Here is a 26694-nt window from a genome sequence, read left to right as displayed (position 1 = left end):
TGTCTATCAGGCGTGCACGGGCAGCACTGGGTTAATCGTCGAGGCGCTCTTCTAGCTGGCGCACTTCGTAGGTGAGCTTGTCGAGGAACTGCATGCGCCGCATCAGGCGTTCGGCCTGTTCACGTTGCGCTGCATCATCCCAACAGGCTGCGAAGCTTTCGTTGAGCTCATCCTGGGCCACTTTCAGACGGCGCTTGAAGACTGCGACACCGGCCACATCGGCTTCGTCCTGCAAGTCTTCGAGTTCTTCGCGCCACTGCATCTGCTGCATCAGGAAGTCCGGGTCGTGCACCGTGACTTCAATCGTCAACTCGCCACCATTCATCGCGAGCAGGTAACGCGCGCGTTTCGGGGGGCTTTTAAGCGTCTGATAGGCTTCATTGAGGCTGGCCGACTTCTCCAGCGCCAGGCGTTGCTCACGCTCGGAAGCGTCAGCGAAGCGGTCCGGATGCACGCCACGCGCCAATTCTCGGTAGCGCGTGGCAAGCTGCTCGAGGTCCAGCCGAAAGCTCGGCTGCAGCTCGAATAAAGCGAAATGACAAGGAGTACCCACAGATAGCCTCAGATGTTGAAGCTTTCGCCGCAGCCACATTCACCGCGCACGTTTGGGTTGTTGAACTTGAAGCCTTCGTTCAACCCTTCCTTGACGAAATCGAGCTCGGTGCCGTCCAGGTAGGTAAGGCTTTTAGGGTCGATGATCACTTTCTCGCCGTGACTTTCGAACACCTGATCCTCTTCGACCACCTCGTCGACAAACTCCAGCACGTAGGCAAGGCCGGAACAGCCCGTGGTGCGAACACCCAGACGAATCCCCTCACCTTTACCGCGCCCATTCAGGGAGCGGCGAATGTGCTGCGCAGCCGCTTCTGTCATGCTGATAGCCATCGTTGACTCCTTACTCGTCGCCAAATGCTTAGATCAAGCCTTTCTTCTGCTTGTAGTCGCGAACGGCCGCCTTGATGGCGTCTTCTGCGAGTACGGAGCAGTGAATTTTCACTGGCGGCAAGGCCAGTTCTTCGGCCAGCTGGGTGTTGCTGATGGTGACAGCCTCATCCAGGGTCTTGCCTTTCATCCACTCGGTCGCGAGGGAGCTTGAGGCAATGGCGGAACCGCAGCCGTAAGTCTTGAACTTGGCGTCTTCGATAACGCCAGCGTCGTTGACCTTGATCTGCAGGCGCATAACGTCGCCGCACGCCGGAGCGCCGACCATGCCAGTGCCGACATCAGGGTCTTCCGCGTTCATCTTGCCGACGTTGCGCGGGTTTTCGTAGTGGTCGATGACCTTTTCGCTGTAAGCCATGGTACTGAATCCTCACTCATCAGGGCCGCTCTGGAACCCTGTAAAAACGCCTGCGTTTTCCGCCACGTTCCTACAGAGCTTGGGTGGCGGCTTCTATATTTAGTGTGCCGCCCACTCGATCTTGGAAATGTCGACACCGTCTTTGTACATGTCCCACAGCGGCGACAGAACGCGCAGCTTGTTGACGGCTTCGCAGACTTTCTGCGCGGCGTAGTCGACTTGCTCTTCGGTGGTGAAACGGCCGAACGTAAAGCGGATCGAGCTGTGTGCCAATTCGTCGTTGCGGCCCAGGGCGCGCAGCACGTACGAAGGCTCAAGCGAGGCCGAGGTACAGGCCGAACCGGACGAAACCGCCAGGTCCTTGAGCGCCATGATCAGCGACTCGCCTTCGACGTAGTTGAAGCTCAAATTCAGGTTGTGCGGTACACGGGCGGTCATGCTGCCGTTGATGTACAGCTCTTCAAGGTTCTCGACCTGCTTATAGAAGCGATCGCTCAACGCCTTGATGCGCACGTTTTCGGCAGCCATGTCTTCTTTGGCTACACGGAAGGCTTCACCCATGCCGACGATCTGGTGGGTCGCCAGGGTGCCGGAACGCATGCCGCGCTCGTGACCGCCGCCGTGCATGGTGGCTTCGATGCGCACGCGAGGCTTGCGGCTCACGTACAGCGCGCCGATGCCTTTAGGACCGTAGGTCTTGTGGGCGGAGAACGACATCAGGTCGACTTTCAGTTTCGACAGGTCGATGTCGACCTTGCCGGTGGACTGAGCCGCGTCGACATGCAGCAGGATGCCCTTGGAACGGGTCAGCTCGCCGATGGCTTCAATGTCGTTGATGGTGCCGATTTCGTTGTTCACGTGGATCACGGAAACCAGGATGGTGTCTTCACGCAGCGCGGCTTCGATCATGGCCGGGGTGACGATGCCGTCGGTGGTTGGCTCGAGGTAGGTGACCTCAAAACCTTCACGCTCCAGTTGGCGCATGGTGTCGAGGACAGCCTTGTGCTCAATCTTGGTGGTGATCAGGTGTTTGCCTTTGGTCGCGTAGAAATGCGCCGCGCCCTTGATTGCCAGGTTGTCGGACTCGGTAGCACCGGAGGTCCAGACGATTTCGCGTGGGTCGGCGCCCACCAGGTCAGCAACCTGGCGACGAGCATTCTCGACCGCTTCCTCGGCTTTCCAGCCGAACACGTGGGAACGGGAGGCCGGGTTGCCGAAGTTTCCGTCAACCAGCAGGCATTCGCTCATCTTTTGCGCGACACGCGGATCAACCGGGGTGGTCGCTGAGTAATCAAGGTAAATCGGCAATTTCATGGACTTTCTCCTAAATCAGGCTGGCTGGCGTGCCGTTAGCTCTGCGGCTGTCACTCGACGGCGGACGCTTCGATCTTGTCCAGACGCGGCGCCTTGGTGTTGCAACGGCGCTGGTCCTGACGCTGGGCTACTTCTTGCACCTCACGGCGAGTCACAAGATCAGCCAAGCTGATACCACTCAAAAACTCATGGATCTGCAGGCTCAAGTCACACCACAAGTGGTGCGTCAGGCAGGTGTCGCCGGCGTGGCAATCACCCAAACCCTGGCATTTGGTGGCATCGACGGATTCGTTGACCGCGTCAATCACCTGGGCTACTTGAATGCCCTGCATGTCACGGGACAGTTGGTAGCCACCACCCGGCCCACGTACGCTGGAAACCAAGTTGCTACGGCGCAATTTGGCAAACAGCTGTTCGAGGTAGGACAGGGAAATGCCTTGGCGCTCGGAGATATCGGCCAGGGACACCGGCCCAGTTTGCGCGTGCAAGGCCAGGTCAAGCATGGCGGTTACCGCGTATCGGCCTTTTGTAGTCAGTCTCATGGACAAGTACCAAGGTGTTTCAGAATGGGAGCAAGTATGCGATTCCCGAGTATTTAAGTCAACTATAAGACCTAGTACTTTAGTCAGGATTACCCGTAAAAAGGGCGCGCGAATCATAGCAGGATGGGGTGGGATCGAACAGCGGGAACAGGGCCCAAGCCTTATCTCAAGACCAGTGGAGATCAAATGTGGGAGCTGGCTTGCCCTCGAAAGTGGTGGATCAGCAATGAAAGGGTGGCTGGCAGACCGCTATCGCAGGCAAGCCAGCTCCCACAGGGGCCGCGCTCACCCAGCCTTGGTTGTGGCGTGTTCGCTCTTGATCTCAGCGAAGTCTTCTTCGCGCAGCGAAGGCAGATCTTTCGCACAATAGCTGCTGCCCAGCTCCTTCAACGCGCCGCACATGCCGTCCAGCTTGCCGTCAACTGCCTGCAAGTGGTCAAGCAATTGCCCAATGGCACGCGCCACGGGGTCAGGCATGTCTTCGCTGACGCCGTAAGCATCGAAGCCGATCTTCTCAGCCATGGCCTTGCGCTTGGCTTCCTGCTCGTCGCCGACTTCCGGCTTGACGATGATCCGCCCAGGAATGCCCACAACGGTGGCGCCAGGCGGCACGGCCTTGGTCACCACAGCATTGGAACCTACTTTGGCACCGGCACCCACCGTAAAGGGACCGAGCACCTTGGCGCCCGCCCCTACCACCACGCCATCACCCAAAGTCGGGTGGCGCTTGCCTTTATTCCAGGTGGTGCCACCCAGCGTCACGCCTTGATACAGGGTCACGTCATCACCGATTTCGGCGGTCTCGCCAATCACAATGCCCATGCCATGGTCGATAAAGAAGCGACGCCCCACCTTGGCACCCGGGTGAATCTCGATGCCGGTCAACCAGCGGCCGAAGTTCGACACCACGCGCGCCAGCCATTTCCAGCCCATGCCCCACAACGCGCCGGACAGGCGGTGAATCCAGATCGCGTGCATGCCCGGGTAGCAGGTCAGCACTTCAAAGGCGTTGCGCGCCGCCGGGTCACGGTGGAAAACACTCTGGATATCTTCTCGCAAACGCTCGAACATTTTTAATCCTTCCGCTTAAGCAGCTCGCCACGGGCCGCTTTCTGGGTTTCCGTGAGGATGCCACGCAATATATTCATCTCTGCTCGACTGACCGAGCTGCGCCCGTACAAGCGACGCAGGCGCGCCATCAAGTGCCGTGGTTTCTCCGGATCGAGGAATTCGATGGCCACCAGGGTTTGCTCCAGGTGCTCATAGAATCGCTCCAGCTCGTCCATCGTGGCCAGTTCGCCACTCTTGGTCGATGCGACTTCATCCTTTTCTACCTTGCTCGGCTGACCTTCAGCGGCCAGCCAGGCCATGCGCACTTCATAACTCAATACCTGCACCGCCGCCCCGAGGTTCAGCGAACTGAATTCAGGGTCTGATGGAATGTGCACATGGTAATGACATCGCTGCAGCTCTTCATTGGTGAGGCCGGAGTCTTCACGGCCGAATACCAAGGCGATTTCTGCGCCGCCGGCAGCTTCTTCCACTACTTTGGTGCCGCACTCGCGCGGATCCAGCAGCGGCCAGGGGATGCGACGGTCGCGGGCGCTGGTGCCGAGCACTAGGTTGCAGCCGACCAAGGCGTCTTCCAGCGTGGCGACGACCTGGGCTTTTTCGAGGATGTCATTGGCGCCGGATGCACGGGCATCGGCCTCGTGGTGCGGGAACACGCGCGGCTCGACCAGCACCAGGCGCGTCAGCCCCATGTTTTTCATGGCTCGCGCCACCCCGCCGATGTTGCCGGGATGACTGGTATTGACCAAAACGACACGAATGTTTTGCAGCAAGGGAGGCGCTCTCGGACACGGGAAAGGGGAGCAAATCTTACAGAACAGCCTAAGGTTATGCCATGAAAGCTAACGTCGTCCTTCACCTGAAGAAAGTTTCTGCTAGAATGCCCGGCTTTCTTTAACAACCTTAGGTGACACATCCATGCAGCCCATGCTGAATATCGCGCTGCGCGCCGCCCGCAGCGCCAGTGAATTGATCTTCCGCTCCATCGAGCGCCTGGATACCATCAAGGTCGACGAAAAAGACGCCAAGGATTATGTGTCCGAGGTGGATCGCGCCGCCGAACAGAAAATCATCGACGCTCTGCGCAAGGCCTACCCTACCCACGGCATCCTCGGCGAAGAAACCGGTTTGCACAAAGGCAGCGGCGAAGGCGAAGACTACCTGTGGATCATCGACCCACTGGATGGCACCACCAACTTCCTGCGCGGCATTCCACACTTTGCCGTGAGCATTGCCTGCAAATACCGCGGCCGCCTGGAACACGCAGTGGTTCTGGACCCGGTTCGCCAGGAAGAATTCACCGCCAGCCGCGGCCGTGGGGCCCAGTTGAATGGTCGCCGTCTGCGTGTCAGCGGTCGCACCAGCCTGGACGGCGCCCTGCTGGGCACGGGCTTCCCGTTCCGTGACGACCAGATGGACAACCTGGAAAACTACCTGGGCATGTTCCGCGCCCTGGTTGGCCAGACCGCCGGTATCCGTCGCGCTGGCGCAGCCAGCCTGGACCTGGCCTATGTAGCTGCCGGTCGTTTTGATGCGTTCTGGGAGTCGGGCCTGTCCGAGTGGGACATGGCCGCAGGCGCCCTGCTGATTCAAGAAGCTGGCGGTTTGGTGAGCGACTTCACTGGCGGCCACGACTTCCTTGAGAAAGGCCACGTCGTTGCCGGTAACACCAAGTGCTTCAAGGCTGTACTGACGGCGATCCAGCCGCACCTGCCGGCTTCGCTGAAGCGCTAAGCGAGCGGGCACAAAAAAGCACCCCGAGGGGTGCTTTTTTTATGCCTGTCATTTGGGCGATACGGCAATTCCAGCGTCACCCATACCCAATGTGGGAGCGGGCTTGCTCGCGAAAGCGGTAGCCAGTCAATAAATCTGTTGATTGACACTCCGCGTTCGCGAGCAAGCCCGCTCCCACATTTTGAACCGCGCTCGGCCTGGAATTACTGCTGGTTTTGCCCCAGGACCAAACGACCTTCTTTATCCACTGGAATCTGGCCACCTGGATCACGGTCCATGCGCACCGAACCTTCTTTGCCATCCAGGGTGTACCGCACGTCATAGCCGACAACCTTGTCGCTGATGTCGTTGACGGTGTTACAACGGGTTTGTGTGGTGGTGTAGGTATCGCGGTTCTGCATGCCTTCCTGAACCTTGTTACCGGCGTAACCGCCACCCACCGCACCGGCTACAGTCGCCAGCTTCTTGCCATTACCGCCACCGACCTGGTTGCCCAACAGGCCACCGGCCAGCGCACCAACCACGGTGCCGACGATTTGATGTTGATCCTGCACCGGCTTCTGCCGGGTTACGGCGACGTCCTTGCAGACCTCGCGCGGGGTTTTAATCTGGGTCTTCACCGGCTGCACCGCCAGCACTTGCGCATACTCAGGGCCGCTTTTTACCAGGCTGTAGGTGGCAACAGCACCCCCGGCAGTCACACCGACAGCACCCAATACCGCACCAACCAGCAACGACTTGTTCACGTGAACCTCCTGACCATCACAAACGGACCGAAACGTCCGCGCTATACCCAGCCTTGGAGCAAAAAAAAAGGCGCGAGTTCAATACTCGCGCCTTCTTTGTAACAGCGTGTCAACAAGCGCCCGTCAAGGACGGTCGTCGACCTCCTTGCCGGTAGCGGCAGGAGGGATCAAGTCTTCACTGTTGAGGTTCAGCCAGATCAGCACCACGTTGGCGATGTAGATCGACGAGTAGGTACCCGCCAGAACGCCGATAAACAGCGCCAGGGAGAAGCCCCACAGGTTGTCGCCACCGAAGATCATCAACGCAGCAATCGCCAGCAAGGTGGAGATCGATGTCGCCATGGTCCGCAGCAGGGTCTGGGTCGTCGAGACGTTGATGTTCTCGATTAGCGACGCCTTGCGCAGTACGCGGAAGTTTTCACGCACCCGATCGAATACCACGATGGTGTCGTTGAGCGAATAACCAATGATCGCCAGCACCGCCGCCAACACCGTCAGGTCGAAGGTGATCTGGAAGTACGCGAGGATACCCACGGTCACGATCACGTCGTGGATCAGCGACACAATTGCGCCGACGCCGAACTTCCACTGAAAGCGGAACGCCAGGTAGATCATGATGCCGACCAGCGCCATCAGCATGCCGAGGCCGCCCTGGTCGCGCAGCTCTTCACCCACCTGCGGGCCTACGAACTCAACGCGCTTGACCGACGCCGGGTTGTCGCCGCCGACCTTCTGCAAGGCTTCGGCTACCTGGTGACCCAGTTGCGGGTCTTCACCTGGCATACGCACCAGCAGGTCGGTGGTCGCACCAAAGCTCTGCACGATGGCTTCGTGATAGCCGGCCTTGACCAGCTCGTTGCGCACCAGCGTAACGTCGGCCGGCTTCTCGTAGGTCAGCTCGATGAGCGTACCGCCGGTGAAGTCCAGACCGTAGTTCAGGCCCTTATGGAACCAGCTGAACAGCGCCAGAACGGTAAGGAGCACAGTGACGCCGAACGCAATGTTGCGAACGCCCATGAAGTTGATTGTACGTAACATGGCAGCCCCTTAAATCCACAACTTCTTGAAGTCACGCCCGCCAAAGATCAGGTTGACCATTGCGCGGGTCACCATGATGGCCGTGAACATCGAGGTAAAGATACCGAGGGACATGGTGACCGCAAAACCTTTGACCGGGCCGGTGCCCATGGCAAAGAGAATCCCGCCGACCAGCAAAGTGGTCAAGTTGGAGTCGAGAATAGCGGTAAATGCCCGGCCGAAGCCTTCGTTGATTGCACGTTGTACGGTCATGCCCGCCGCGATCTCTTCACGAATCCGCGAGAAGATCAGTACGTTGGCGTCTACCGCCATACCCATGGTGAGTACGATACCGGCGATGCCTGGCAGGGTCAGCGTAGCGCCCAGCAGCGACATCAGCGCCAGCAGCATGACCATGTTGCCCGCCAGGGCCACGGTGGCGATGATACCGAAGAAGCGGTAGATGGCGATGATGAACAGCGACACGAACAGCATGCCCCACAAGGCTGCGTCGATACCCTTGGTGATGTTGTCAGCACCCAGGCTCGGGCCAATGGTGCGCTCTTCAGCGAAGTACATCGGCGCCGCCAGACCACCGGCACGCAGCAGCAGTGCCAGCTCGGACGATTCGCCCTGGCCGTTCAGGCCCGTGATGCGGAATTGAGCACCCAGCGGCGACTGGATGGTCGCCAGGCTGATGATCTTCTTCTCTTCCTTGAAGGTCTGCACCGGCACGTCTTTCTCGACGCCGTTGACCACTTGCTTGGTGTAGGTGGTGATCGGGCGCTGCTCGATGAAGATCACCGCCATGCTGCGACCAACGTTGCTGCGCGTGGCGCGGCTCATCAATTCGCCGCCATGACCATCCAGACGAATGTTCACTTCAGGCGTGCCGTGCTCGCCAAAACCTGCCTTGGCGTCGGTGACCTGGTCGCCGGTGATGATCAAGCCACGCTCGATCAACGCTGGAGGACGGTTACCTTCACGGAACTCGAATTCTTCGGCAGTCGCGCGAGAAGCACCCGGCTCAGCAGCCAGACGGAACTCCAGGTTGGCGGTCTTACCCAGGATACGCTTGGCTTCAGCAGTGTCCTGCACGCCCGGCAGCTCAACCACAATGCGGTTGGCGCCTTGACGCTGAACAATCGGCTCAGCCACACCCAGCTCGTTGACGCGGTTACGTACCGTGGTCAAGTTCTGCTTGATGGAGTATTCGCGGATTTCCGCCAGCTTGGCTGGGGTCATCGCCAGACGCAGTACAGGTTGACCATTGAGGTCGGCCGGCACGATGTCAAAATCGTTGAAGTTCTTGCGGATCAGCGCACGGGCCTGTTCGCGGGACGCTTCGTCAGAGAAGCCCAGCTGGATGGCACCGTTGAGCTGCGGCAGGCTGCGATAACGCAACTTCTCTTTGCGCAGCAGGCTCTTCACATCGCCTTCGTAGACTTTCAGGCGTGCGTCGAGGGCTTTGTCCATGTCGACTTCCAACAGGAAGTGCACACCACCGGACAAGTCCAGACCCAGCTTCATCGGGTGCGCGCCAATGCTGCGCAGCCACTTTGGCGTGGTCTGTGCCAGGTTCAGCGCGACAACGTAGTCGTCACCCATGACCTTGCGCACAACGTCTTTGGCCGGTAATTGGTCTTCTGCCTTGGTCAGGCGCAACAAGCCGCCCTTCGCATCAGCCGCCAATGTTGCCGCTTTAACCTGAATGCCCGCGTCGGTGAGCGCTTTGCTCGCGCGTTCCAGGTCAGCCTGATTGACTTGCAGCGAAGTGCTGGCGCCCGTGATCTGGATCGCAGGGTCATCAGGATAAAGATTGGGAGCGGAATAAATAAAACCGATCGCCAGCACCGCCAGGATCAGTACGTATTTCCACAGAGGGTATTTGTTCAGCATCACGCCGCCCGCTTATAACGCGGGGCGCCTTGCGCGCCCCGTCGATTGGTAAAGGTTGTTACTCAGATCGCTTTGAGCGTGCCTTTTGGCAACGTGGCGGCGATGGCGCCCTTCTGGAACTTCATTTCTACGGTGTCGGAGACTTCCAGAACCACGAAAGCATCGGAAACCTTGGTGATCTTGCCGGCGATGCCGCCAGTGGTCACAACTTCGTCGCCTTTTTGCAGGCTGCCCAGCAGGTTTTTCTGCTCTTTGGCGCGCTTGGCCTGTGGACGCCAGATCATCAGGTAGAAAATAACCAGGAAGCCGACCAGGAAAATCCACTCAAAACCACCGCCCATAGGGCCGGCAGCGGCAGGCGCAGCGGCGTCAGCCATGGCATTAGAGATAAAAAAGCTCATTTAGCACTCCAGTTGCAAATAGTGAATCTTAGGGTCGGAAAACTCAGTCCAAGGGCGGCACAGGGAGCCCGCGCTTGGCATAGAAGGCATCGACGAAGGCGGCCAATGTACCCTGTTGAATAGCCTCGCGCAAACCAGCCATCAGGACTTGGTAGTGACGCAAATTGTGGATGGTATTCAACATGCTACCCAGCATTTCCCCGCACTTGTCCAGATGGTGCAGATAAGCGCGCGAGAAGTTCTGGCAGGTGTAGCAGTCACAGGTGGGATCCAGCGGCGAATCATCATGGCGATGGAACGCGTTACGGATCTTCAGCACGCCTGTATCGATGAACAGATGCCCATTGCGGGCATTACGGGTTGGCATCACGCAATCGAACATGTCCACACCGCGGCGCACACCCTCTACGAGATCCTCCGGTTTGCCAACGCCCATAAGGTAACGAGGTTTGTCAGCCGGCATCAGGCCTGGCAGGTAATCCAGCACCTTGATCATCTCGTGCTTGGGCTCGCCCACCGACAAACCGCCGATGGCCAGGCCGTCAAAGCCAATCTTGTCCAGGCCTTCCAGCGAGCGCTTGCGCAGGCTTTCGTGCATGCCGCCCTGAACGATACCGAACAGCGCCGCGGTGTTGTCGCCGTGGGCATTCTTCGAACGCTGAGCCCAGCGCAACGACAGCTCCATGGAGATACGCGCCACGTCTTCGTCCGCCGGGTACGGCGTGCATTCGTCAAAGATCATCACGATGTCGGAGCCCAGGTCGCGCTGCACCTGCATCGACTCTTCCGGGCCCATGAACACCTTGGAACCGTCGACCGGCGAGGCGAAGGTCACGCCCTCCTCCTTGATCTTGCGCATGGCGCCCAGGCTGAACACCTGGAAACCACCGGAGTCGGTGAGGATCGGGCCCTGCCACTTCATGAAGTCATGCAGGTCGCCATGCTTCTTGATCACTTCCGTGCCCGGGCGCAGCCACAGGTGGAAGGTGTTGCCGAGGATGATTTCGGCGCCGGTGGCGACGATGTCACGCGGCAGCATGCCTTTGACGGTGCCGTAAGTCCCCACGGGCATGAAAGCCGGGGTTTCGACGGTGCCGCGCGGAAACGTGAGGCGACCACGACGAGCCTTGCCATCCGTGGCCAACAATTCAAACGACATACGACTCATAGTTGTTCCTCAGGGCCCGCTTCTTTAGGAGCAGTCGGCGCAGGGTTTCGGGTGATAAACATCGCATCACCGTAGCTGAAAAAACGGTACTCGTTGGCGATAGCAGCTTGATAAGCGGCCATGGTTTCCGGGTAACCGGCAAATGCCGACACCAGCATCAACAGCGTGGATTCCGGCAAATGGAAGTTGGTCACCAGGCAATCGACCACATGAAACGGCCGGCCCGGGAAGATAAAGATATCGGTGTCGCCGCTGAACGGCTTGAGCACGCCATCACGCGCCGCACTCTCCAACGACCGCACGCTGGTGGTGCCCACCGCCACAACACGACCGCCGCGCGCCTTGCACGCCGCCACCGCATCCACCACTTCCTGGCTGACTTCCAGCCACTCGCTGTGCATATGGTGGTCTTCGATGTTATCCACACGCACCGGCTGAAACGTGCCGGCCCCCACGTGCAGAGTCACGTAGGCGCTTTCGACGCCTTTGGCGGCGATCGCATCCAGCAGCGGCTGGTCAAAGTGCAGCCCGGCCGTCGGCGCGGCAACAGCACCCAGGCGCTGGGAGTACACCGTTTGGTAGCGCTCGCGGTCCGCGTCTTCGTCGGGGCGGTCTATATAAGGAGGCAACGGCATATGGCCGACGCGTTCCAACAGCGGCAACACCTCTTCGGCAAACTTGAGCTCGAACAGCGCGTCATGGCGCGCGACCATCTCGGCCTCGCCACCGCCATCGATCAGGATGCTCGAGCCCGGTTTCGGCGACTTGCTGGAGCGCACATGGGCCAGCACGCGATGGCTGTCCAGGACCCGCTCGACCAGAATTTCCAGCTTGCCGCCGGACGCTTTCTGGCCAAACAGCCGTGCCGGAATCACCCGGGTATTGTTGAACACCATCAGATCGCCTGGGCGCAAATGCTCAAGCAAATCAGTGAATTGACGGTGTGCGAGGGCACCGCTCACCCCGTCCAGGGTCAGCAGTCGACTGGCGCGACGCTCGGCCAAAGGGTGGCGAGCGATCAGCGAATCAGGGAGCTCAAAAGTAAAGTCAGCAACGCGCATGATGGGGTTCGTCTAGCAGGGCCGGGAAGTCTAGCGGAAATAGTGAAAATAGACCATGAAACGTGATTGACCAACGGTAATCTCATCTCTATACTTCGCCGCCATTGAGCCCTGATGGCGGAATTGGTAGACGCGGCGGATTCAAAATCCGTTTTCGAAAGGAGTGGGAGTTCGAGTCTCCCTCGGGGCACCATCTTAAAGAAAGACCTTGAAATTCAAGGTCTTTTTTTTCGCCTGTCGAAAAGTGAGCAGCCGCAGGCGAACGCAGACGTTAAGGAGCCGGGACCATGGAATTGACGCTGGAAGCTGTTGCCCTTTTTGCTCTCAAGCTGGTGCATGAGACCGAAGGCGCGAGCCCGATTCTGCGCGATGACCTGGTCATGGACGGGTATGAGCGCGAGGTATTCGGTTTGTTGGTGCGTCAGGGGGATTTGGCCACGATTCAACTCAAGCTTGATGAATGCCTAACGTTAGCACTCGACTCCTTGGGCGGCCCAAGCACGGTGATGGGGCGTGAGCTGCAACGGCTTGCGGTGGACGTGCGCCAAGCCCCGACACTGGAAGCACTCCACGCCCCGCTCAACGCACTCAAGGACTACCTGAAAGCCATCCTGTGACGCGCGACTTACCGCCGCCCCTCAACCGCCATCCGCAGCGCCAACCCCATCAACACCGAGCCCATCACCCAGCGCTGCACCACCTGCCAGCCCGGGCGGGTGACGAAGAACACCGCGATGGAGCCCGCCATCATGGCAATCAACGCGTTAACGCTCACGCTGATGGCAATCTGCGTAAAGCCCAGCACCAGGGACTGCGTCAGCACGCTGCCATGCCCGTTCGGGTCGATGAACTGCGGCAGTAGCGACAAATACATCACCGCCACTTTGGGGTTCAGCAGGTTGGTCACAAAGCCCATCATGAACAGCTTGCGCGGGCTGTCCTGGGGCAATTCCCGAACCTGAAAGGGCGAACGACCACCCGGCTTGACCGCCTGCCAGGCCAGGTACACCAGGTACAACGCCCCGCCGAGTCGCAGCGCGTCGTAGGCAAACGGCACCGCCATCACCAACGCGGTGATGCCCAATGCCGCGCAAAACATATAAACAAGGAAGCCCAACGCAACGCCGCCCAGTGAGATCAACCCGGCCGTGCGCCCCTGGCAAATCGAGCGGGAAATGAGGTAAATCATGTTCGGCCCGGGCGTGAGTACCATGCCGAGTGAGATCAGGCCGTAGGCCAGCCAGCTGGACAGTTCGGGCATGGTGTCGCTCCTTAAGAGTTGTGCTGGGCACCATGGTAGGGCGTTGAAAAGCAGGCCGTTAGATACAGATCCGCGAGCAAAACGTCATACACATAGACAAATAAAGAGACCTTGGCGCCCCAAGGTCTCTTTTACTGCCAACACTGATTCAACGGATGTACACCCTCCAATGTAGGAGCTGGCTTGCCTGCGAAGACGCCAGCCGCCACACCCTCAACTCACCCGCCTACACACCAACAGCGTCACCCTCCTCCATCACCCATTCGGCAACAGCCCATTGGCCAAATCATCCACCACCGCCTTCGCCATCTCCCCCAAATAATGCGCCGCCCAGGCGCAGCGATCCGTGCTGTTGTCCATGGCGGCACGCCAAGGTTGATCGCGCATTGATCACTGAAATTCTTGGCGCCGTTGGTTCGGCATGGAGCAGCGTCTCCGAAAATTTCGGGATGGTTTTTCCAAAGGGTGTTGAACGTGAGCATTCGGCGTATCCATCGCGTATTTGGCTCGCGACCGTAGCAAACGCTTAGGAGCTAAAGATGACCCAGGAGCAAATTCAGAACGGTCCTACCTGCCTGTAGGCACTAACATCAGCAACCCAACTCCCCATTTTTGGGTCGCTAGAAACCAGCTGACTTTTCCCACGCACACCATCGAACAAACCCGACATCAACCTCTGATCCCACCTCGTACGCTCACTCCCTCGCACAAGGAAGTGAGCCCGTCATGTCAGAACGCGTGTACCCCATCACCGAAGAAGAACAACTCAAACGACGAATCCTGATGCCGCAGCCGAAACGGGTGCCCTATTCGCCGCCCATGGTGTTGCTCGACCGAACACCTGCACCGGCGCCTACGCCCGCGAAGCTTCCCGGTTGCGTGTTCACCAAACCCTGCCAACTGCCCGACGGCATCATTCGCTACAACGACCCCAGCGGTTACGTACCGTTGGAGCTGATCAAGGATTACGGCCACTTCAGCCTGTTGGGTGGGCGCGAGGTGGACAGCCGAGGCGCGGTTGCTTTGCGCAAGATCAGCGGCAGTGCCCTGCCCGTTGGCTTGGGGCAGTTGGCGTTGCGTTCGGCGGTGGTGGAATCCGCAGCAACCGCCGCTGGCACTGTAGCCGGTGGTTTATTGGCGGGCTTGGTGGCGCTGGCTTGGCCGTCGGAGCTGGGTGATAGCGCGCTCTACAGCGAGGAGCAGTTGCGTTCGCTGCAACGGGCGCGGTCGCAGATGCGTTTGCATGTCGAGCAGCGTGGGGACGGTACGCTCAAGGGGTACGGGTTTTACACGGGCAACCATGCCGACTGGCAGATGATTGATGTGGTGCAGTTCCAAAGCCGTGGCGACCAGTTTGTGGCGGACTTGGGTGAGGGCGTGGAACTGATCTGGACGCCTGCGGTTGATCCGGGGGATACGCTGGGTATTCCGGCATTGGAAGCTGCGCCACAAGCGCCGGTGATTTGGATTTACCCCCCGACGGAGAAGGCCGCACAGATTCTGGTGAACCCGATTTATCCGCCGGAGTATCGGGACTTTATTCTGGTGTTTCCAGTGGAGTCGGGGGTTCGGCCGCTGTATGTGGTGGTTAGCGTTCGGGCTGGGGATCACAAGTACCACAAGGCGCCTAAAGCGGAGCAAATAACCGGATTTTTGAACCTGATAAAGGCAAAGCCTAAAACTCCAAAACAGGGCGGCGGTGGGTTAAGAGAACGCTGGATTGATGAAAAAGGGCGGACAATCTATGAATGGGATTCACAACACGGCGAGCTAGAAGCCTATCGAGCAAGTGATGGAAGCCACATCGGGGCATTCAGTCATATAACGGGCGAGCAACTGAAACCGGCAAACAAAAAACGAAACATCGCTAAATACTTGTGAGGCTATATGGGACTTAAAGTGAGATTAGATTGGTTCGACAAAACCACGGAATGGTTGGTTGGCACCGAAGACTCAAAGGATCTGGGGGAGGACTACTCCGTTGTCACAACGCTAGGGCTCTCGAAGGAGGAGGTAGTCAATAACGGCATGTTTGAACTGCGCCGGGAATGGCTATCGCTTGTGCAACCCTTATTCGCTCATGAAATCGCTCTTACAGACAGCGACTATTTCATAGCACTCGATTACGAAGATGCATAACTGTGACCTCACTTAGGAAAAATAAGACTCCATGCGCAGACTTTCACTAACAAACAAAAAGCTCCGCAACATCCCCAGGCGCCTAAGAGCCCTGAGCCGCTGGGCCGACAGCTTCGAAGGCTGTTTCTACGAAGAATTACCGCCTCAACCTGACTACGTAACCGAAAGAATCCCCGTCATCGAAAATCTTGTTGAGGGCAAACAAACCACACCGGAAATTCAGGCGCACTGTGCTCAACAGTTGATCAATGTCTCAGGCCATCTGCTTAAAGCGCGACCAGACGACGCCCCGGAATGCTGGGTTGTCGCCTGCGTCATGGTTCCGGATATGTTCTCAAGCCGCGTCTGTATCTACACCGATAAAGCTCGCTATCTCGGCCACACTCAACCTTTCGACTATGAGTACTTTCGCCAAGCTCGAATCACTGGCCGAAGCCTGGCCAAAGAATGGAGCCTGACCATCCCACCGGGGCTTCACGAAGTCGGCTTTCACTTCGTTCACGAGAATGAAGACGGAGATATCTTCGAGTCAGAGCACTGGTACTTCGGCGAGGTCAGCACGACAGACGAAGACCCAGGTGGTGAGCGCTGGAAGTACCAGACCTTCAGGTCCTTCCAGGCGCAGCACCCGCATTTGTTCGGCCCGATCTCTTAGCTCTACTTGGCCTAGTCACTGTCCCTCAACACACTATCTCCGTGTTTTCATGCGCTGTTCCGCGTCGCCTTCGCGGCGTACCAGACGGATTTTTTGCCGCTAGAGGCGCAAAGGACATAAGAGCGCAGCGATGCAAGTGCTTCGGTCAGTCAGGCGTACCGAGGCGATCCCATCGTAGCCTCGCTGGGGCTCGACAACTCCCACATTTGAGCCGGGGTTGATTCAGGTTTCGTTGAATACCAGCCGCGCGCGCAGGCCGCCCTGCTCCAGATTGTGCAGCGTAAGCCTGCATCCAATCTTCCCCACAATCATCTCTACAATCGCCAACCCCAGCCCAGCGCCATTAGCGTTATCCCGACTGTAAAACCGCTCAAACAACCGCTCCATTTCCGCTTCATCAATCCCCGGACCTTGGTCTTCCACGCTCAAGCAGTCAGCGTCGATCACCACTTTCACTTCACTGCCCGCAGGCGAAAAGTTAAGCGCATTGGTCACCAGGTTCTGCAACGCAATCGCCAGCGCCACCGGCTCAGTTTGCACCCAGCATTCTTCTTCCCCTTCCAGCACCAGCTCCACACCCTTCTCCATCGCCAGTGGCGTCAGCTCAGCCAGTTCTTCGCGCACCAGTTCCGTCAGTTGCACAGGCTTACACACGGGGTTGTTCAGTTGCGGTTCGATGCGCGCCATGGTCAGCAACTGGCTGCCAATACGCGTATCCAGCCACGATGGGCCTGACGTATTACGACCCTTACCGTTGGGGCTTCAACCCGCGGCCGATGATTGTACTGGTGGGCGCGGCGGCGTTACTGCTGCTCTGGCTGCGCAACACGTTGGCGGTGTGGATGCTGGCAGTGGGCACCCTGGCCTTCGCACTGCGGCTCAAGGCGTCGGAGAACTATTGGGATTACCTGATCGATCCGCTCCTGGCGGGCTACTGCGTATTCGTCGGGTTAATGCAACTCAACCTGTGGGAGCGGGCTTGCCCGCGAAGGCGGCGTGTCAGGCAACAACTTTGGCACTGATCAACCGCTTTCGCGGGCAAGCCCGCTCTCACCTTTGATCAGCGTCGTTTTGGAGATTGGGAAGGGTCACCGATGGCGGTCCGCTCCTGGCGGGCTACTGCATAGTCGCCGGGTTAATGCAACTCAACCTGTGGGAGCGGGCTTGCTCGCGAATGCGGCGTGTCAGGGAACCACGCTGGCACTGAACCACCGCTTTCGCGGGCAAGCCCGCTCCCACATTGGAGTGGTGTCGTTTTGGAAATTGGGAAGGGTCACTGATGGCGATCCGATTGGGTCGATCCGGTTCTGGCGGGCTACTGCGTAGTCGTCGGGTTAATGCAACTCAACCTGTGGGAGCGGGCTTGCCCGCGAATGCGGCGTGTCAGGCAACAACTTTGGCACTGATCAACCGCTTTCGCGGGCAAGCCCGCTCCCACCTTTGATCAGCGTCGTTTTGGAAATTGGGAAGGGTCACCGATGGCGATCCGCTCCTGGCGGGCTACTGCGTAGTCACTGGTTAACACGATCCAAACTGTGGGACCTGGCTTGCCTGCGAAGGCGGCGTGTCAGGCAACAACTTTGGCACTGATAGACCGCTTTCGCGAGCAAGCCCGCTCCCACATTGGAGTGATGTCGTTTTGGAAATTGGGAAGGGTCACTGATGGCGATCCGATTGGGTCGATCCGGTTCTGGCGGGCTACTGCGTAGTCACCCGGTTAATGCAACTCAAACTGTGGGAGCGGGCTTGCCCGCGAAGGCGGCGTGTCAGGCAACCACGCTGGCACTGAAGCACCGCTATCGCGGGCAAACCCGCTCCCACATTTGCTGTGTGGTGTTTGTGAGACTGAGTAGAGGTCAATGATGGGTGTGTTGCAATCACGCAGCCTGCGCTACGGCATGGGCGCGATCGGGTTGGTATTTGCGTTGCTGGCGGCTCTGCGGCTGGTGTTTTTGATCAGCTTTTCCGGTCTGGATTTAAACACCCCGGCGCTGGCGGAAACCCTGGGCATCGGCCTGCGTTTCGACCTGCGCCTGGCCGTGTTGATCATGTTGCCACTGGCCGTGCTGGCCTGGCTTCCCCGCTGGAACCTCACCACCCTGCCCGCCCTGCGCTGGCTGGCGCGCGGCTATCTGGTCGTAGCCCTGGCCGTGGTCGGCCTGGTGTACATCATCGACTTCGGCCACTACGCCTACCTCGGCGTGCGCATCAACGCGACCGTGTTGCGCTACCCGCAAGACGCACAGATTTCGCAACAGATGGTGTGGGAAACCTACCCGGTGCTGTGGATAACCGCCTGCTGGCTGGCCGCCGTGGCGCTGTGGGTATGGGCGTTGATGTGCCTGGAGCGATTGACCCTGGATCGCGAACCCACAGTCATCAGCAAATGGGCCGTGGCTTGTGTGGCCGTCGTCGGCGTTGTCGCCGTGCTGCTGGCGCTGCTTGGCCGCGTGGCCAACCTCAACCTGGAAAACCCGGTGCCGCTGCGCTGGAGCGATGCGTTTTTTTCCGGCAACAGCCAGGTTGCCGCCGTGGGCCTGAACCCGGTGCTGTTTTTGTACGACACGCTCAAGGTCGGCCAGGCGCAATTCGATGAAGCCACAGTGCGCGAACATTATGCGCAGGTTGCCGAGTATCTGGGCGTTGACCAGCCCGATCCCCAACAACTGAATTTCACCCGCGAACAAGGCGTGCAACCCTACCGTCTGCAAGGCGAGCGCCCGCCCAATGTGATTTTCGTGATGCTCGAATCCCTCGGCACCAGCGCCGTCGGTGCCTACGGCAACCCGCTGAACCCCACACCGAACCTGGACACGTTGGCAACGCAAAGCTGGTTCTTCAAACACTTCTATGTGCCCGTCACCGGCACCGCCAAAACCGTGTGGGCGAGCATCACCGGCGTGCCCGATGTGACCCGCCAGGAGACCGCCACGCGTAACCCGCTGATCACGCGGCAGCACACGTTGATCAACGCGTTCGAGGGCTACCAGAAGTTCTACATGATCAACGGCAACGCTGGCTGGGCGAATATCAATGCGCTGATCCGCCAAAGCATCGATGGCGTGCAGCTGTTTGACGAAAGCTACTGGCGCTCACCGCGGGTGGACGTGTGGGGCATCTCTGACCTGGACCTGTTCAAGGAGGGCGACCAACTGCTGCGCGCCGTGCCCAAGGACAGGCCGTTCTTCGCTTACGTGCAAACCTCCGGCAACCATCGCCCGTTCACCATTCCCAAGCAGAACGACGGCTTCCAGGTCAGAGACGTGACCCTGGAACAGGCCCAGGCCGCTGGCTCGCGCAGCGTCGAGCAGTACAACGCAGTGCGTTTACTGGACTTCAACATCGGCCGCCTGATGGACATCGCCAAGGCCGGCGGCTGGTACGACAACAGCATTTTTGTGTTCTTCGGCGACCACAACACCCGCATCAGCCAGATACCGCACATGGCCCCGGCCTTCGAGCAACTGGGTCTGGAAAGCAACAACGTACCGTTGCTGATCCACGCGCCGGGCCTGCAACCACGGATGATTGAAGAGGCGGTGGGCCTTGCGGATTTGTTGCCGACAGTCGCCGGCATGGCAGGCATCCCCTTTCGCACTGGCGCGATGGGCCGCGACATCCAGCAGCCGGCCCCGGAAGGCGAACGTGTGGTGCCACTGGTGTTGCACGAGGGCACGTTCCCGATTATCGGCGGCGTGACCCAGGACTTCCTGTTGCAGATGCAACACGATGGCAGTTCACCAACCCTGCATGACCTGGCGTCGCAAACACCTCGCGAAGACGTGGCCAAGCAGCACCCTGAAGAGTTTCACCGCCTGCAGGGCCTGACGCGCGGGCTGCATGAAAGTGCGCGGTTGATGCTGTTCAGGAACGTGCGCGAGTGATCATTTGGGCTGGAAGGTTTCGAGGTAGGCCAGGATGTCTTCGATCTTTTGCGGGTCGCTGATGCCCCAGAAGATCATGCGCGTGCCGCTGACGACTTTTTTTGGCGCCTCGATATAGGCGGCGAGTTTGTCGCGGGTCCAGACCACGCCCGAGTTTTTCATCGCGTCGGAGTACTGGTAGTCCGTGGTGGTGCCGGCAGGGCGGCCGATGATGCCGTTAAGCTGCGGACCGAAGCCGCCGCGCGCGCCTTCGCCGATGCTGTGGCAACCGCCGCAGGTCTTGCTGAAAAGCTTACCGCCGGCCTCGGCATCGCCTGCCGCTAAAGCCGGGCCGGTGGTGAGAATCAGGGCGAGGGTCAATAAGGCGTGCTTCATGAAGGCTCCACATCAGGCAACGGTGGGGCGATTATGCCTGCAAGCGACGTATGCCGCTGCGGGCAACGCCTTCCTGACCGCTCTAAAACGACCATCCATCGCCCGGAATATATCCAATCGAACCTATTCACGCCCGCCCCACTCCACCTTACTGAACCCTGATGGTGGAGTAAGGATCATGGCTCAGCCATCGATTTTAGTGCTGGAAGACGACGAGATCATTCGCTCGTTAATGGTGGATGTACTGGAGGATTTCGGGGCGCACGTCACGTCATTTCCTTCGGCGGATGAAGGGATGATTTACCTGGAGCGCGGCGACGACCCCGTGGATTTGATTGTCAGTGATATCCAGATGCCCGGTTTGCTCAATGGTTATGACTTGAGCAAGGTGGTGGCGCATCGCTGGCCGTCTGTGCCCGTGGTGCTGACCTCCGGCAATATCAAGCTGGCGGCGCAGTTGGGCGGTTCCGTGCGTTTTTTACCCAAGCCGTGGAGCGCCGAACACCTGGTTGAGTGCGTACAAACGGCGCTGAACCAACAGGGTATGTCCCTGCACTGATATCGCCGCGATATCACTGAAAGCGAACTTGAGGTGCTTTTCCGTGGTCATTAATCACGCAAGGAGTGACTTTTCTGATCCGCCGGTCAGCCTTTTCGCCTAGTGCGCACAGGTGGTGGCAATGAGTTGTGTAGAATCGTCGCCCATTTACAGCGTCATTCATGGCCGAAAGGCCCACAGTTCGAGCTCATTGAATGCATTCACAGGCCCCTGACGTCAGTGCGCCCTCATTGCTGGAAGCGTTACGTTCAGGCACTGGCTCGCTGCATGTTGCGCTGGAAAAACGCCTGCCGTTTTTTTCCGAGCGTCTGGATGCCGACTGGTACCGACGATTGCTTCAGGCGTACTACGGTTTTTATGAGCCGATGGAAGCCGCGCTGTATGACAGTGGCTTGATCCCCGATGGATTCGATACGTCATTGCGTGTGAAAACGCCCACACTCCTGCACGATCTTTACGCCCTTGGGTTGACTGACGACGCCATCACCGCCCTGCCCCGCTGTTCCAGCCTCCCCCTGTTCGAGACCCCTGCTGCCTGCCTCGGTGCCCTCTATGTACTGGAAGGCGCAACCCTGGGTGGGCAAGTGCTGCGCCGGGAAATGGCCCAGCGCCTGGGCATCGACGCCGAACACGGCGGCGCGTTTCTCAATGTATACGGCGCCGAGACCGGTCGACGCTGGAAAGACTTTCTCGATTACCTGAGCCGCCAACCCCTGGATGCGCACGCCAAACAGCGCGCAGTGCATGCAGCTTGTTCGACATTCAGCGGCTTCGAGCATTGGCTCGTCAGCCAGGAGGTACTGCTATGAAACCCGAAGATTTTGAAGAACTGCTTGCCAACTGTGCCGACGAACCCATCCGCACCCCCGGCGCGATACAGCCCCATGGCGTGCTGTTGACGTTGTCGGAGCCGGACCTGCGCATCATTCAGGTCAGCGCCAACGTTGGCAGCCTGTTCGGTCACACGCCCGAGTCGCTGCTGGGTCAGCCGCTGCACACGCTGATGGGCGCAGAACATGCTCAAGCCGTGCAGACCATGGCTGAACACAACACGTTTTCCGACGGCCCAGCGCTGCATGTCACCTTCAACGGCGCGCAATTCGAAGGCCTGCTGCACCGCCATCAAGAGGTGCTGGTGCTCGAATTCGAACCGCGCCTGGAAGATTTCAAACCGCGAGCCCTGAAGGGTCGCACCAGCGATCTGGGCAAGATGCTGCAACGCCTACAGTCAGCGAAAACCCTGCAAGCGCTGTACGAAATCAGCGTGCATGAAATCCAGGCCATCACCGGCTACGACCGGGTGCTGATCTACCGCTTTGAAGAGGAAGGCCATGGCCAGGTGATCGCCGAAGCCTCGGCGCCGTCCATGGAGCTGTTCAACGGGCTGTTCTTTCCGGCGTCCGACATCCCCGAGCAGGCCCGCGAGCTGTACCGCACCAACTGGCTGCGCATCATCCCGAATGCCGCCTATGAGCCTGTGCCGTTGCTGCCCAAGCTGCGCCCGGACACCGGCCAACCGCTGGACCTGAGCTTTGCGACCCTGCGCAGCGTGTCGCCGATTCACTGCCAGTACATGCAGAACATGGGCGTGCTGTCGTCCATGAGCATCTCCTTGATGGCAGGCGACAAGCTCTGGGGCCTGATCAGTTGCGGTAACCGCGAGCCACTGCTGGTGCCCAATGACCTGCGCCTGGCCTGCCAAACCATCGGCCAGGTGCTGTCGTTGCAGATCAGCGCCATGGAGGCCCTGGACCTGAGCCGCCAACGCGACGAAAAAGTCGAGGCCCTGGCCCTGCTTGATCGCGCGATGAAAGCATCCGAACAAAACGTGTTCGACGGCCTGGCCCAGCAGCCGCAAGTCTTGATGGACCTGACCCTGTCGGGCGGCGTGGCGATCATCGAGGACAAACAGTTGCACCGTTACGGCAACTGCCCGCAGCCCGAGCAGATTCGCGCGTTGCACGCATGGCTGCAAGCCAGCGGCGAACCGGTGTTTTCCAGCCACAACCTGACCTCGGTGTACCCGCCGGCCGCCGAGTTCCAGCACGTGGCCAGTGGCGTGTTGGCCATGAGCCTGCCAAAGCCTGTGGATAACGGCGTGCTGTGGTTTCGCCCGGAAGTCAAAGAGAACATCAACTGGAGCGGCAACCCGGACAAGCCGTTGAATCTGGAAGAGTCAGACGCTGGCTTGCGCCTTCGCCCACGGACTTCGTTTGAAATCTGGAAAGTGGAAATGGCCGGCATCTCCACCAAATGGAGCCATGGTGACCGGTTTGCTGCCAACGACCTGCGCCGTTCAGCCCTGGAAAATGACCTCGCCCGCCAAGTGTTACGCGAACAACAAGCCGTACGCGCGCGCGATGACCTGGTGGCCGTGGTGTCCCACGACCTGCGTAACCCGATGACTGTTATCTCGATGCTTTGCGGCATGATGCAAAAGGCGTTCAGCTCCGAAGGCCCGCACACCTCGCGACGTATTTCTTCGGCGATCGACACCATGCAACAGGCCGCAGGGCGCATGAACGTGCTGCTGGAGGACTTGCTCGACACCTCGAAGATCGAGGCGGGCCGTTATGTGGTCAAGCCGGTGGTGCTGGACGTCAGCCAGATGTTTGAAGAAGCCTATGCCCTGCTCGCGCCGCTGGCGATGGAGAAAGGCATCGAGCTGTCGTTCAACGCGGAACCGGGGTTGCAGATCAACGGGGACCCTGAGCGCCTGTTCCAGGTGTTGTCGAACCTGATCGGCAACGCCATCAAGTTCACCCCGCGCCAGGGAAATATCGGCGTGAGCGCCATGAGCAATGACGAAGAGATCGTGTTTTCGGTGCGCGATTCCGGCGAAGGCATTGCGCCTGAACAGTTACCGCATGTGTTTGATCGCTACTGGACCCAGACCGAAAACAACCCGACCGGCAGTGGTTTGGGGCTGTACATCACTCAGGGCATCGTCCAGGCCCATGGCGGCCAAATCGACGCGCACAGTGAGGTTGGCCGGGGCAGCGAGTTTCGCTTTACGGTGCCCAGGGGAACTGAGGGGGCACACCCCTGACAGCGGCAAGTGCACTTGATGTGGCGAGCGGGCTTGCTCTCCACATCAGGCCGGCTGGCGATACCGGCAACACACCACCCCGGCGCTGGGCGTCTCGCCCGCCACGGATTGGTGGCCGGTAGCCTTGTCACGTTTTGACCCAACGCGTGTATAGCCGCGCCAGCCAAGGCTTTGTAAGTTCTGTGCGCGTTCGCAACGCAACAACACTTTCCTGGCCTTACCGAGCACACCCCAATGGATTTTTTTCTCAGCGCTAACCTGAACTACATCAACACTATCCAGCTGACCAACGCCGCGCCGCCCCCACAACCGCCGAAGCCAAGCTCCGATCAGGCGGCAGCCACAGGCCTGAGCGGCGCAAATGCCCCAGACAAGGACAACCGCTCAGGCAACCTGGAAAGCCTGGGCAAGGGCAATCTGCTCTAGCCTATGCAAGGCGGGGCCAAGCCATCCCGCCCCCGCCATCCCTTAACAAAACACTGACATCCGCTGGGTTAACCTGCCGGCCTTTCCTGCACAGAGTTCTCATCCCTATGCTTGAAGCAGGCACACTGCCCGCCGTTCTTGCCGGGCCGCTGTTACGGCGGCTGGAGCCTCGCCGCCTGGTGTTGTGGTTAGTGGCAAGCCGTGAACTGTCGCCGACCTTGAGGCTGCACGTTGCCGAACACAGCCGCGATATCCGCCTGGATCAAGGCCAATGCCAAGTCGTGCCGGTGGGGCGCCACGCTTTCATTCACCTGCTCGACGTGGCGCTGGACGACGCCCTGCCGTTGGACGTGGTCATCGGCTATGACCTGCTGATCGACAACCTGGGCATCGCCGAGTGGGCGCCGCACCTGCTGTATGCCGACGCCCGGCAGCCGAACTTCGTGCTGCACAGCCGTATCCACCAGTTGGTACACGGTTCCTGCCGCAAACCGCACCACCGAGCCGACGACGGCCTGCTGTGCATCGACCGCCTGCTGGCCGACGCACACACGTCGGCCGAACGCCCGGCCTTGCTGATGATGAGCGGTGACCAGATCTACGCCGACGATGTCGCCGGCCCGATGCTGCGCGCGATTCATGCGCTGATCGCGCGACTGGGCCTGTTTGACGAATACCTGGAGGGTGCGGTGGTGACTGACAGCGCCAGCCTCTACGGGCACCGCGCCAGCTATTACCATCGCGCCGACCTGCTCCCGGCGCTGGACAGCAACGAGACCCTGCGCGAGCGGTTTTTTGGTGGCGTTAAAAAGCCGATTTTCACCAGCAGCACGGCCGACAATCACCTGGTGAGCTTTGCCGAGGTCATTGCAATGTACTTGCTGGCCTGGTCGCCCACGCCCTGGCAATTGATCACGCCACAACCACCGCAACTGAGCGTCGAGGAGCAGCAGCGTTATGCCCGCGAACAGGTGCCCATTGATCAATTCCGACACGGGTTGCCGGGCGCCGCACGGGTCTTGGCTCACTTGTCGACGCTGATGATCTTCGACGATCACGACATCACCGACGACTGGAACCTCAGTGCCCAATGGGAGGAAACCGCCTACGGCCACCCGTTTTCAAGGCGCATTATCGGCAATGCCCTGCTCGCCTACCTGCTGTGCCAGGGTTGGGGCAACCAGCCAGATGTATTTGCTGAGCTGCTGAGCCAAACCCAGGCACTGGCCAACGAGGTTAAAGGCAACCATCTGGACGCCGCCCTGCAAGATGGCCTGCTGGCAGCGCTGCTGAAATTCCAGCACTGGCATTACGTGCTGCCCACCACACCGGCCCTGGTGGTGCTCGACACCCGTACCCGCCGCTGGCGCAGCGAGTTCACGCTCAAGCAGCCCTCCGGCCTGCTGGACTGGGAAGCTTTGAGCGAGCTGCAACAGGAACTGCTGGACCACCCCTGCGCCATCATCGTCTCGCCCGCGCCGATCTTTGGCGTCAAGCTAATCGAAACCGTGCAGAAGGTGTTCAGTTGGTGCGGCTACCCGCTGCTGGTAGACGCCGAAAACTGGATGGCCCATCGCGGCGCCGCCCAGGTAATCCTCAACATCTTCCGCCACTCGCGCACGCCGGGTAACTACGTAATCCTCTCGGGCGACGTGCATTACTCGTTCGTCTACCAAGTGCTGATCCGCCACCGCAACGGCGGGCCGAGAATCTGGCAGATCACCAGCAGCGGCATCAAGAACGAGTTCCCCCCACGCCTGCTGGAATGGTTCGACCGCCTGAACCGCTGGCTCTACTCACCACGCTCACCGCTCAACTGGTTTACACGCCGCCGTACCATGCAGGTGGTGCCCCATATTCCGGAACATGCCGAAGCGGGCGAACGGCTGTGGAACTCGGCGGGCATCGGTCAGGTGTTTTTCAACGACCACGGCCAACCGGAGGCGATTTACCAGCACAACGCCGATGGAAAGCCCCGGACGAGGATGCTGGCGCCGGAGTAAATTTTCTTACACATGCAAAACCACGCTCGCACTCACTTTGCGGAAAAATCATAAACACCTGTTTTTGCTGTAATTTTCAGAAAACCTTCA

General features: G+C 59.4%; 26 protein-coding genes, 1 tRNA gene and 3 pseudogenes. 13 read left to right on the top strand and 17 right to left on the bottom strand.

The genetic code is table 11. The annotated features are described in order from the left end of the window. Positions 1 to 31 precede the first annotated feature (31 nt). From hscB to trmJ, 7 genes are all read right to left on the bottom strand, one after another. Positions 32 to 553, bottom strand: coding sequence for a co-chaperone HscB (gene hscB / locus AACW30_RS26170; RefSeq protein ID WP_200623821.1), 522 nt, complete (start codon positions 551 to 553; stop codon positions 32 to 34). Positions 554 to 561: 8 nt separating this feature from the next. Continuing rightward, positions 562 to 885, bottom strand: coding sequence for an iron-sulfur cluster assembly protein IscA (gene iscA / locus AACW30_RS26165; RefSeq protein ID WP_003209680.1), 324 nt, complete (start codon positions 883 to 885; stop codon positions 562 to 564). Between the two features lie 28 nt (positions 886 to 913). After that, complete coding sequence (gene iscU / locus AACW30_RS26160; RefSeq protein WP_003175965.1) at positions 914 to 1300, bottom strand: Fe-S cluster assembly scaffold IscU; 387 nt, start codon at positions 1298 to 1300, stop codon at positions 914 to 916. 99 nt (positions 1301 to 1399) lie between these two features. After that, positions 1400 to 2614: an IscS subfamily cysteine desulfurase gene (locus AACW30_RS26155; RefSeq protein WP_057723964.1), complete on the bottom strand. Its 1215-nt coding sequence runs from the start codon at positions 2612 to 2614 to the stop codon at positions 1400 to 1402. Between the two features lie 50 nt (positions 2615 to 2664). Next, positions 2665 to 3156, bottom strand: a complete 492-nt coding sequence (iscR, locus tag AACW30_RS26150) for a Fe-S cluster assembly transcriptional regulator IscR (protein WP_003194020.1) — start codon at positions 3154 to 3156, stop codon at positions 2665 to 2667. A 285-nt stretch (positions 3157 to 3441) separates the two neighbouring features. Further along, positions 3442 to 4227 (bottom strand): serine O-acetyltransferase, encoded by a 786-nt coding sequence (gene cysE, locus AACW30_RS26145; RefSeq protein WP_106578268.1) that lies wholly within the window; start codon positions 4225 to 4227, stop codon positions 3442 to 3444. Between the two features lie 2 nt (positions 4228 to 4229). Beyond that, positions 4230 to 5000, bottom strand: coding sequence for a tRNA (cytosine(32)/uridine(32)-2'-O)-methyltransferase TrmJ (trmJ, locus tag AACW30_RS26140; RefSeq protein ID WP_003210307.1), 771 nt, complete (start codon positions 4998 to 5000; stop codon positions 4230 to 4232). Between the two features lie 145 nt (positions 5001 to 5145). Here trmJ and suhB point away from each other — a divergent pair, with 145 nt between their 5' ends. Then, positions 5146 to 5961 carry a type III secretion system regulator SuhB gene (suhB, locus tag AACW30_RS26135; protein ID WP_003175971.1) on the top strand — a complete coding sequence of 272 codons (816 nt, stop codon included), beginning with the start codon at positions 5146 to 5148 and terminating at the stop codon, positions 5959 to 5961. Positions 5962 to 6164: 203 nt separating this feature from the next. On the opposite strand, the gene AACW30_RS26130 is transcribed toward suhB, so the two are convergent. The 6 genes from AACW30_RS26130 to queA all read right to left on the bottom strand — a co-directional run bounded on the left by AACW30_RS26130 (position 6165) and on the right by queA (position 12253). Continuing rightward, entirely contained in the window at positions 6165 to 6707 is a 543-nt protein-coding gene (locus AACW30_RS26130) for a glycine zipper 2TM domain-containing protein (protein ID WP_015885750.1), read from the bottom strand. A gap of 123 nt (positions 6708 to 6830) precedes the next feature. Continuing rightward, positions 6831 to 7745 carry a protein translocase subunit SecF gene (gene secF, locus AACW30_RS26125; RefSeq protein ID WP_106578267.1) on the bottom strand — a complete coding sequence of 305 codons (915 nt, stop codon included), beginning with the start codon at positions 7743 to 7745 and terminating at the stop codon, positions 6831 to 6833. Positions 7746 to 7754: 9 nt separating this feature from the next. Beyond that, the gene (gene secD / locus AACW30_RS26120) at positions 7755 to 9623 is read right to left on the bottom strand and encodes a protein translocase subunit SecD (RefSeq protein WP_106578266.1); all 1869 of its coding nucleotides are present in this window, start codon (positions 9621 to 9623) and stop codon (positions 7755 to 7757) included. A 62-nt stretch (positions 9624 to 9685) separates the two neighbouring features. Continuing rightward, a complete protein-coding gene (gene yajC / locus AACW30_RS26115) occupies positions 9686 to 10024 on the bottom strand; it encodes a preprotein translocase subunit YajC (protein ID WP_003175975.1) in 339 nt (112 codons plus the stop codon). A 43-nt stretch (positions 10025 to 10067) separates the two neighbouring features. Then, positions 10068 to 11183 (bottom strand): tRNA guanosine(34) transglycosylase Tgt, encoded by a 1116-nt coding sequence (gene tgt / locus AACW30_RS26110; RefSeq protein WP_003175976.1) that lies wholly within the window; start codon positions 11181 to 11183, stop codon positions 10068 to 10070. Positions 11184 to 11188: 5 nt separating this feature from the next. Continuing rightward, on the bottom strand, positions 11189 to 12253 hold the full coding sequence (gene queA / locus AACW30_RS26105) for a tRNA preQ1(34) S-adenosylmethionine ribosyltransferase-isomerase QueA (RefSeq protein ID WP_119736825.1): 1065 nt from the start codon (positions 12251 to 12253) through the stop codon (positions 11189 to 11191). Positions 12254 to 12361: 108 nt separating this feature from the next. Between queA and AACW30_RS26100 the strand changes: the two genes are divergently transcribed. Together AACW30_RS26100 and AACW30_RS26095 are read left to right on the top strand one after the other, a co-directional pair. Next, a tRNA-Leu gene (locus AACW30_RS26100) sits at positions 12362 to 12446 on the top strand. Between the two features lie 94 nt (positions 12447 to 12540). After that, positions 12541 to 12870, top strand: a complete 330-nt coding sequence (locus AACW30_RS26095; RefSeq protein WP_200623820.1) for a hypothetical protein — start codon at positions 12541 to 12543, stop codon at positions 12868 to 12870. A gap of 8 nt (positions 12871 to 12878) precedes the next feature. Here the strand turns inward: AACW30_RS26095 and AACW30_RS26090 are convergent, their stop codons facing one another. Beyond that, the gene (locus tag AACW30_RS26090) at positions 12879 to 13514 is read right to left on the bottom strand and encodes a LysE family translocator (RefSeq protein WP_169367566.1); all 636 of its coding nucleotides are present in this window, start codon (positions 13512 to 13514) and stop codon (positions 12879 to 12881) included. A gap of 226 nt (positions 13515 to 13740) precedes the next feature. After that, a pseudogene (locus tag AACW30_RS26085) lies at positions 13741 to 13880 on the bottom strand (DUF3077 domain-containing protein); the annotation flags it as partial. A gap of 360 nt (positions 13881 to 14240) precedes the next feature. On the opposite strand from AACW30_RS26085, the gene AACW30_RS26080 reads away from it, so the two are divergent. From AACW30_RS26080 to AACW30_RS26070, 3 genes are read left to right on the top strand one after another with little or no spacing between them, the layout of a single operon-like run. After that, on the top strand, positions 14241 to 15395 hold the full coding sequence (locus AACW30_RS26080; RefSeq protein ID WP_200623818.1) for a colicin E3/pyocin S6 family cytotoxin: 1155 nt from the start codon (positions 14241 to 14243) through the stop codon (positions 15393 to 15395). A 6-nt stretch (positions 15396 to 15401) separates the two neighbouring features. Beyond that, complete coding sequence (locus AACW30_RS26075) at positions 15402 to 15653, top strand: colicin E3-like toxin immunity protein (RefSeq protein WP_124418422.1); 252 nt, start codon at positions 15402 to 15404, stop codon at positions 15651 to 15653. A 31-nt stretch (positions 15654 to 15684) separates the two neighbouring features. Beyond that, positions 15685 to 16308, top strand: coding sequence for a DUF3916 domain-containing protein (locus AACW30_RS26070; RefSeq protein ID WP_124418423.1), 624 nt, complete (start codon positions 15685 to 15687; stop codon positions 16306 to 16308). A gap of 222 nt (positions 16309 to 16530) precedes the next feature. On the opposite strand, the pseudogene AACW30_RS26065 reads toward AACW30_RS26070, so the two are convergent. Then, positions 16531 to 17022: pseudogene (locus AACW30_RS26065) on the bottom strand (sensor histidine kinase); the annotation flags it as partial. Between AACW30_RS26065 and AACW30_RS26060 the strand changes: the two are divergent. Continuing rightward, a pseudogene (locus AACW30_RS26060) lies at positions 17022 to 17330 on the top strand (hypothetical protein); the annotation flags it as partial. The pseudogenes AACW30_RS26065 and AACW30_RS26060 sit on opposite strands and share 1 nt — an antisense overlap. Positions 17331 to 18170: 840 nt before the next feature. Beyond that, positions 18171 to 20192 carry an LTA synthase family protein gene (locus AACW30_RS26055; protein ID WP_200623817.1) on the top strand — a complete coding sequence of 674 codons (2022 nt, stop codon included), beginning with the start codon at positions 18171 to 18173 and terminating at the stop codon, positions 20190 to 20192. Here the strand turns inward: AACW30_RS26055 and AACW30_RS26050 are convergent, their stop codons facing one another. Continuing rightward, positions 20193 to 20567: a c-type cytochrome gene (locus tag AACW30_RS26050; RefSeq protein WP_106578254.1), complete on the bottom strand. Its 375-nt coding sequence runs from the start codon at positions 20565 to 20567 to the stop codon at positions 20193 to 20195. 178 nt (positions 20568 to 20745) lie between these two features. Between AACW30_RS26050 and AACW30_RS26045 the strand changes: the two genes are divergently transcribed. From AACW30_RS26045 to AACW30_RS26025, 5 genes are all read left to right on the top strand, one after another. Then, the gene (locus AACW30_RS26045) at positions 20746 to 21126 is read left to right on the top strand and encodes a response regulator (protein WP_106578253.1); all 381 of its coding nucleotides are present in this window, start codon (positions 20746 to 20748) and stop codon (positions 21124 to 21126) included. Between the two features lie 194 nt (positions 21127 to 21320). Beyond that, positions 21321 to 21935 (top strand): biliverdin-producing heme oxygenase, encoded by a 615-nt coding sequence (locus AACW30_RS26040; protein ID WP_200623816.1) that lies wholly within the window; start codon positions 21321 to 21323, stop codon positions 21933 to 21935. After that, positions 21932 to 24175, top strand: coding sequence for an ATP-binding protein (locus AACW30_RS26035; protein ID WP_169367577.1), 2244 nt, complete (start codon positions 21932 to 21934; stop codon positions 24173 to 24175). The genes AACW30_RS26040 and AACW30_RS26035 overlap by 4 nt, the downstream gene beginning before the upstream one ends. Before the next feature lie 234 nt (positions 24176 to 24409). After that, positions 24410 to 24601, top strand: coding sequence for a hypothetical protein (locus AACW30_RS26030; protein WP_169367578.1), 192 nt, complete (start codon positions 24410 to 24412; stop codon positions 24599 to 24601). A 107-nt stretch (positions 24602 to 24708) separates the two neighbouring features. Next, positions 24709 to 26604 carry an alkaline phosphatase D family protein gene (locus tag AACW30_RS26025; RefSeq protein WP_200623815.1) on the top strand — a complete coding sequence of 632 codons (1896 nt, stop codon included), beginning with the start codon at positions 24709 to 24711 and terminating at the stop codon, positions 26602 to 26604. Positions 26605 to 26694 lie beyond the last annotated feature (90 nt).

It is taken from the genome of Pseudomonas sp. MF6747 (genome assembly GCF_963890955.1).
In the GTDB taxonomy this organism is placed as follows: domain Bacteria; phylum Pseudomonadota; class Gammaproteobacteria; order Pseudomonadales; family Pseudomonadaceae; genus Aquipseudomonas.
This window is presented reverse-complemented; position numbering and strand designations above follow the sequence as displayed.

Coding starts and splice junctions, on each gene's coding strand:
- iscA (WP_003209680.1), bottom strand. CDS start 885: ATGGCTATCAGCATGACAGAAGCGGCTGCGCAGCACATTCGCCGCTCC.
- iscU (WP_003175965.1), bottom strand. CDS start 1,300: ATGGCTTACAGCGAAAAGGTCATCGACCACTACGAAAACCCGCGCAAC.
- AACW30_RS26155 (WP_057723964.1), bottom strand. CDS start 2,614: ATGAAATTGCCGATTTACCTTGATTACTCAGCGACCACCCCGGTTGAT.
- iscR (WP_003194020.1), bottom strand. CDS start 3,156: ATGAGACTGACTACAAAAGGCCGATACGCGGTAACCGCCATGCTTGAC.
- cysE (WP_106578268.1), bottom strand. CDS start 4,227: ATGTTCGAGCGTTTGCGAGAAGATATCCAGAGTGTTTTCCACCGTGAC.
- suhB (WP_003175971.1), top strand. CDS start 5,146: ATGCAGCCCATGCTGAATATCGCGCTGCGCGCCGCCCGCAGCGCCAGT.
- secF (WP_106578267.1), bottom strand. CDS start 7,745: ATGTTACGTACAATCAACTTCATGGGCGTTCGCAACATTGCGTTCGGC.
- secD (WP_106578266.1), bottom strand. CDS start 9,623: ATGCTGAACAAATACCCTCTGTGGAAATACGTACTGATCCTGGCGGTG.
- yajC (WP_003175975.1), bottom strand. CDS start 10,024: ATGAGCTTTTTTATCTCTAATGCCATGGCTGACGCCGCTGCGCCTGCC.
- tgt (WP_003175976.1), bottom strand. CDS start 11,183: ATGTCGTTTGAATTGTTGGCCACGGATGGCAAGGCTCGTCGTGGTCGC.
- queA (WP_119736825.1), bottom strand. CDS start 12,253: ATGCGCGTTGCTGACTTTACTTTTGAGCTCCCTGATTCGCTGATCGCT.
- AACW30_RS26095 (WP_200623820.1), top strand. CDS start 12,541: ATGGAATTGACGCTGGAAGCTGTTGCCCTTTTTGCTCTCAAGCTGGTG.
- AACW30_RS26090 (WP_169367566.1), bottom strand. CDS start 13,514: ATGCCCGAACTGTCCAGCTGGCTGGCCTACGGCCTGATCTCACTCGGC.
- AACW30_RS26080 (WP_200623818.1), top strand. CDS start 14,241: ATGTCAGAACGCGTGTACCCCATCACCGAAGAAGAACAACTCAAACGA.
- AACW30_RS26075 (WP_124418422.1), top strand. CDS start 15,402: ATGGGACTTAAAGTGAGATTAGATTGGTTCGACAAAACCACGGAATGG.
- AACW30_RS26070 (WP_124418423.1), top strand. CDS start 15,685: ATGCGCAGACTTTCACTAACAAACAAAAAGCTCCGCAACATCCCCAGG.
- AACW30_RS26055 (WP_200623817.1), top strand. CDS start 18,171: ATGGGTGTGTTGCAATCACGCAGCCTGCGCTACGGCATGGGCGCGATC.
- AACW30_RS26050 (WP_106578254.1), bottom strand. CDS start 20,567: ATGAAGCACGCCTTATTGACCCTCGCCCTGATTCTCACCACCGGCCCG.
- AACW30_RS26045 (WP_106578253.1), top strand. CDS start 20,746: ATGGCTCAGCCATCGATTTTAGTGCTGGAAGACGACGAGATCATTCGC.
- AACW30_RS26040 (WP_200623816.1), top strand. CDS start 21,321: ATGCATTCACAGGCCCCTGACGTCAGTGCGCCCTCATTGCTGGAAGCG.
- AACW30_RS26035 (WP_169367577.1), top strand. CDS start 21,932: ATGAAACCCGAAGATTTTGAAGAACTGCTTGCCAACTGTGCCGACGAA.
- AACW30_RS26030 (WP_169367578.1), top strand. CDS start 24,410: ATGGATTTTTTTCTCAGCGCTAACCTGAACTACATCAACACTATCCAG.
- AACW30_RS26025 (WP_200623815.1), top strand. CDS start 24,709: ATGCTTGAAGCAGGCACACTGCCCGCCGTTCTTGCCGGGCCGCTGTTA.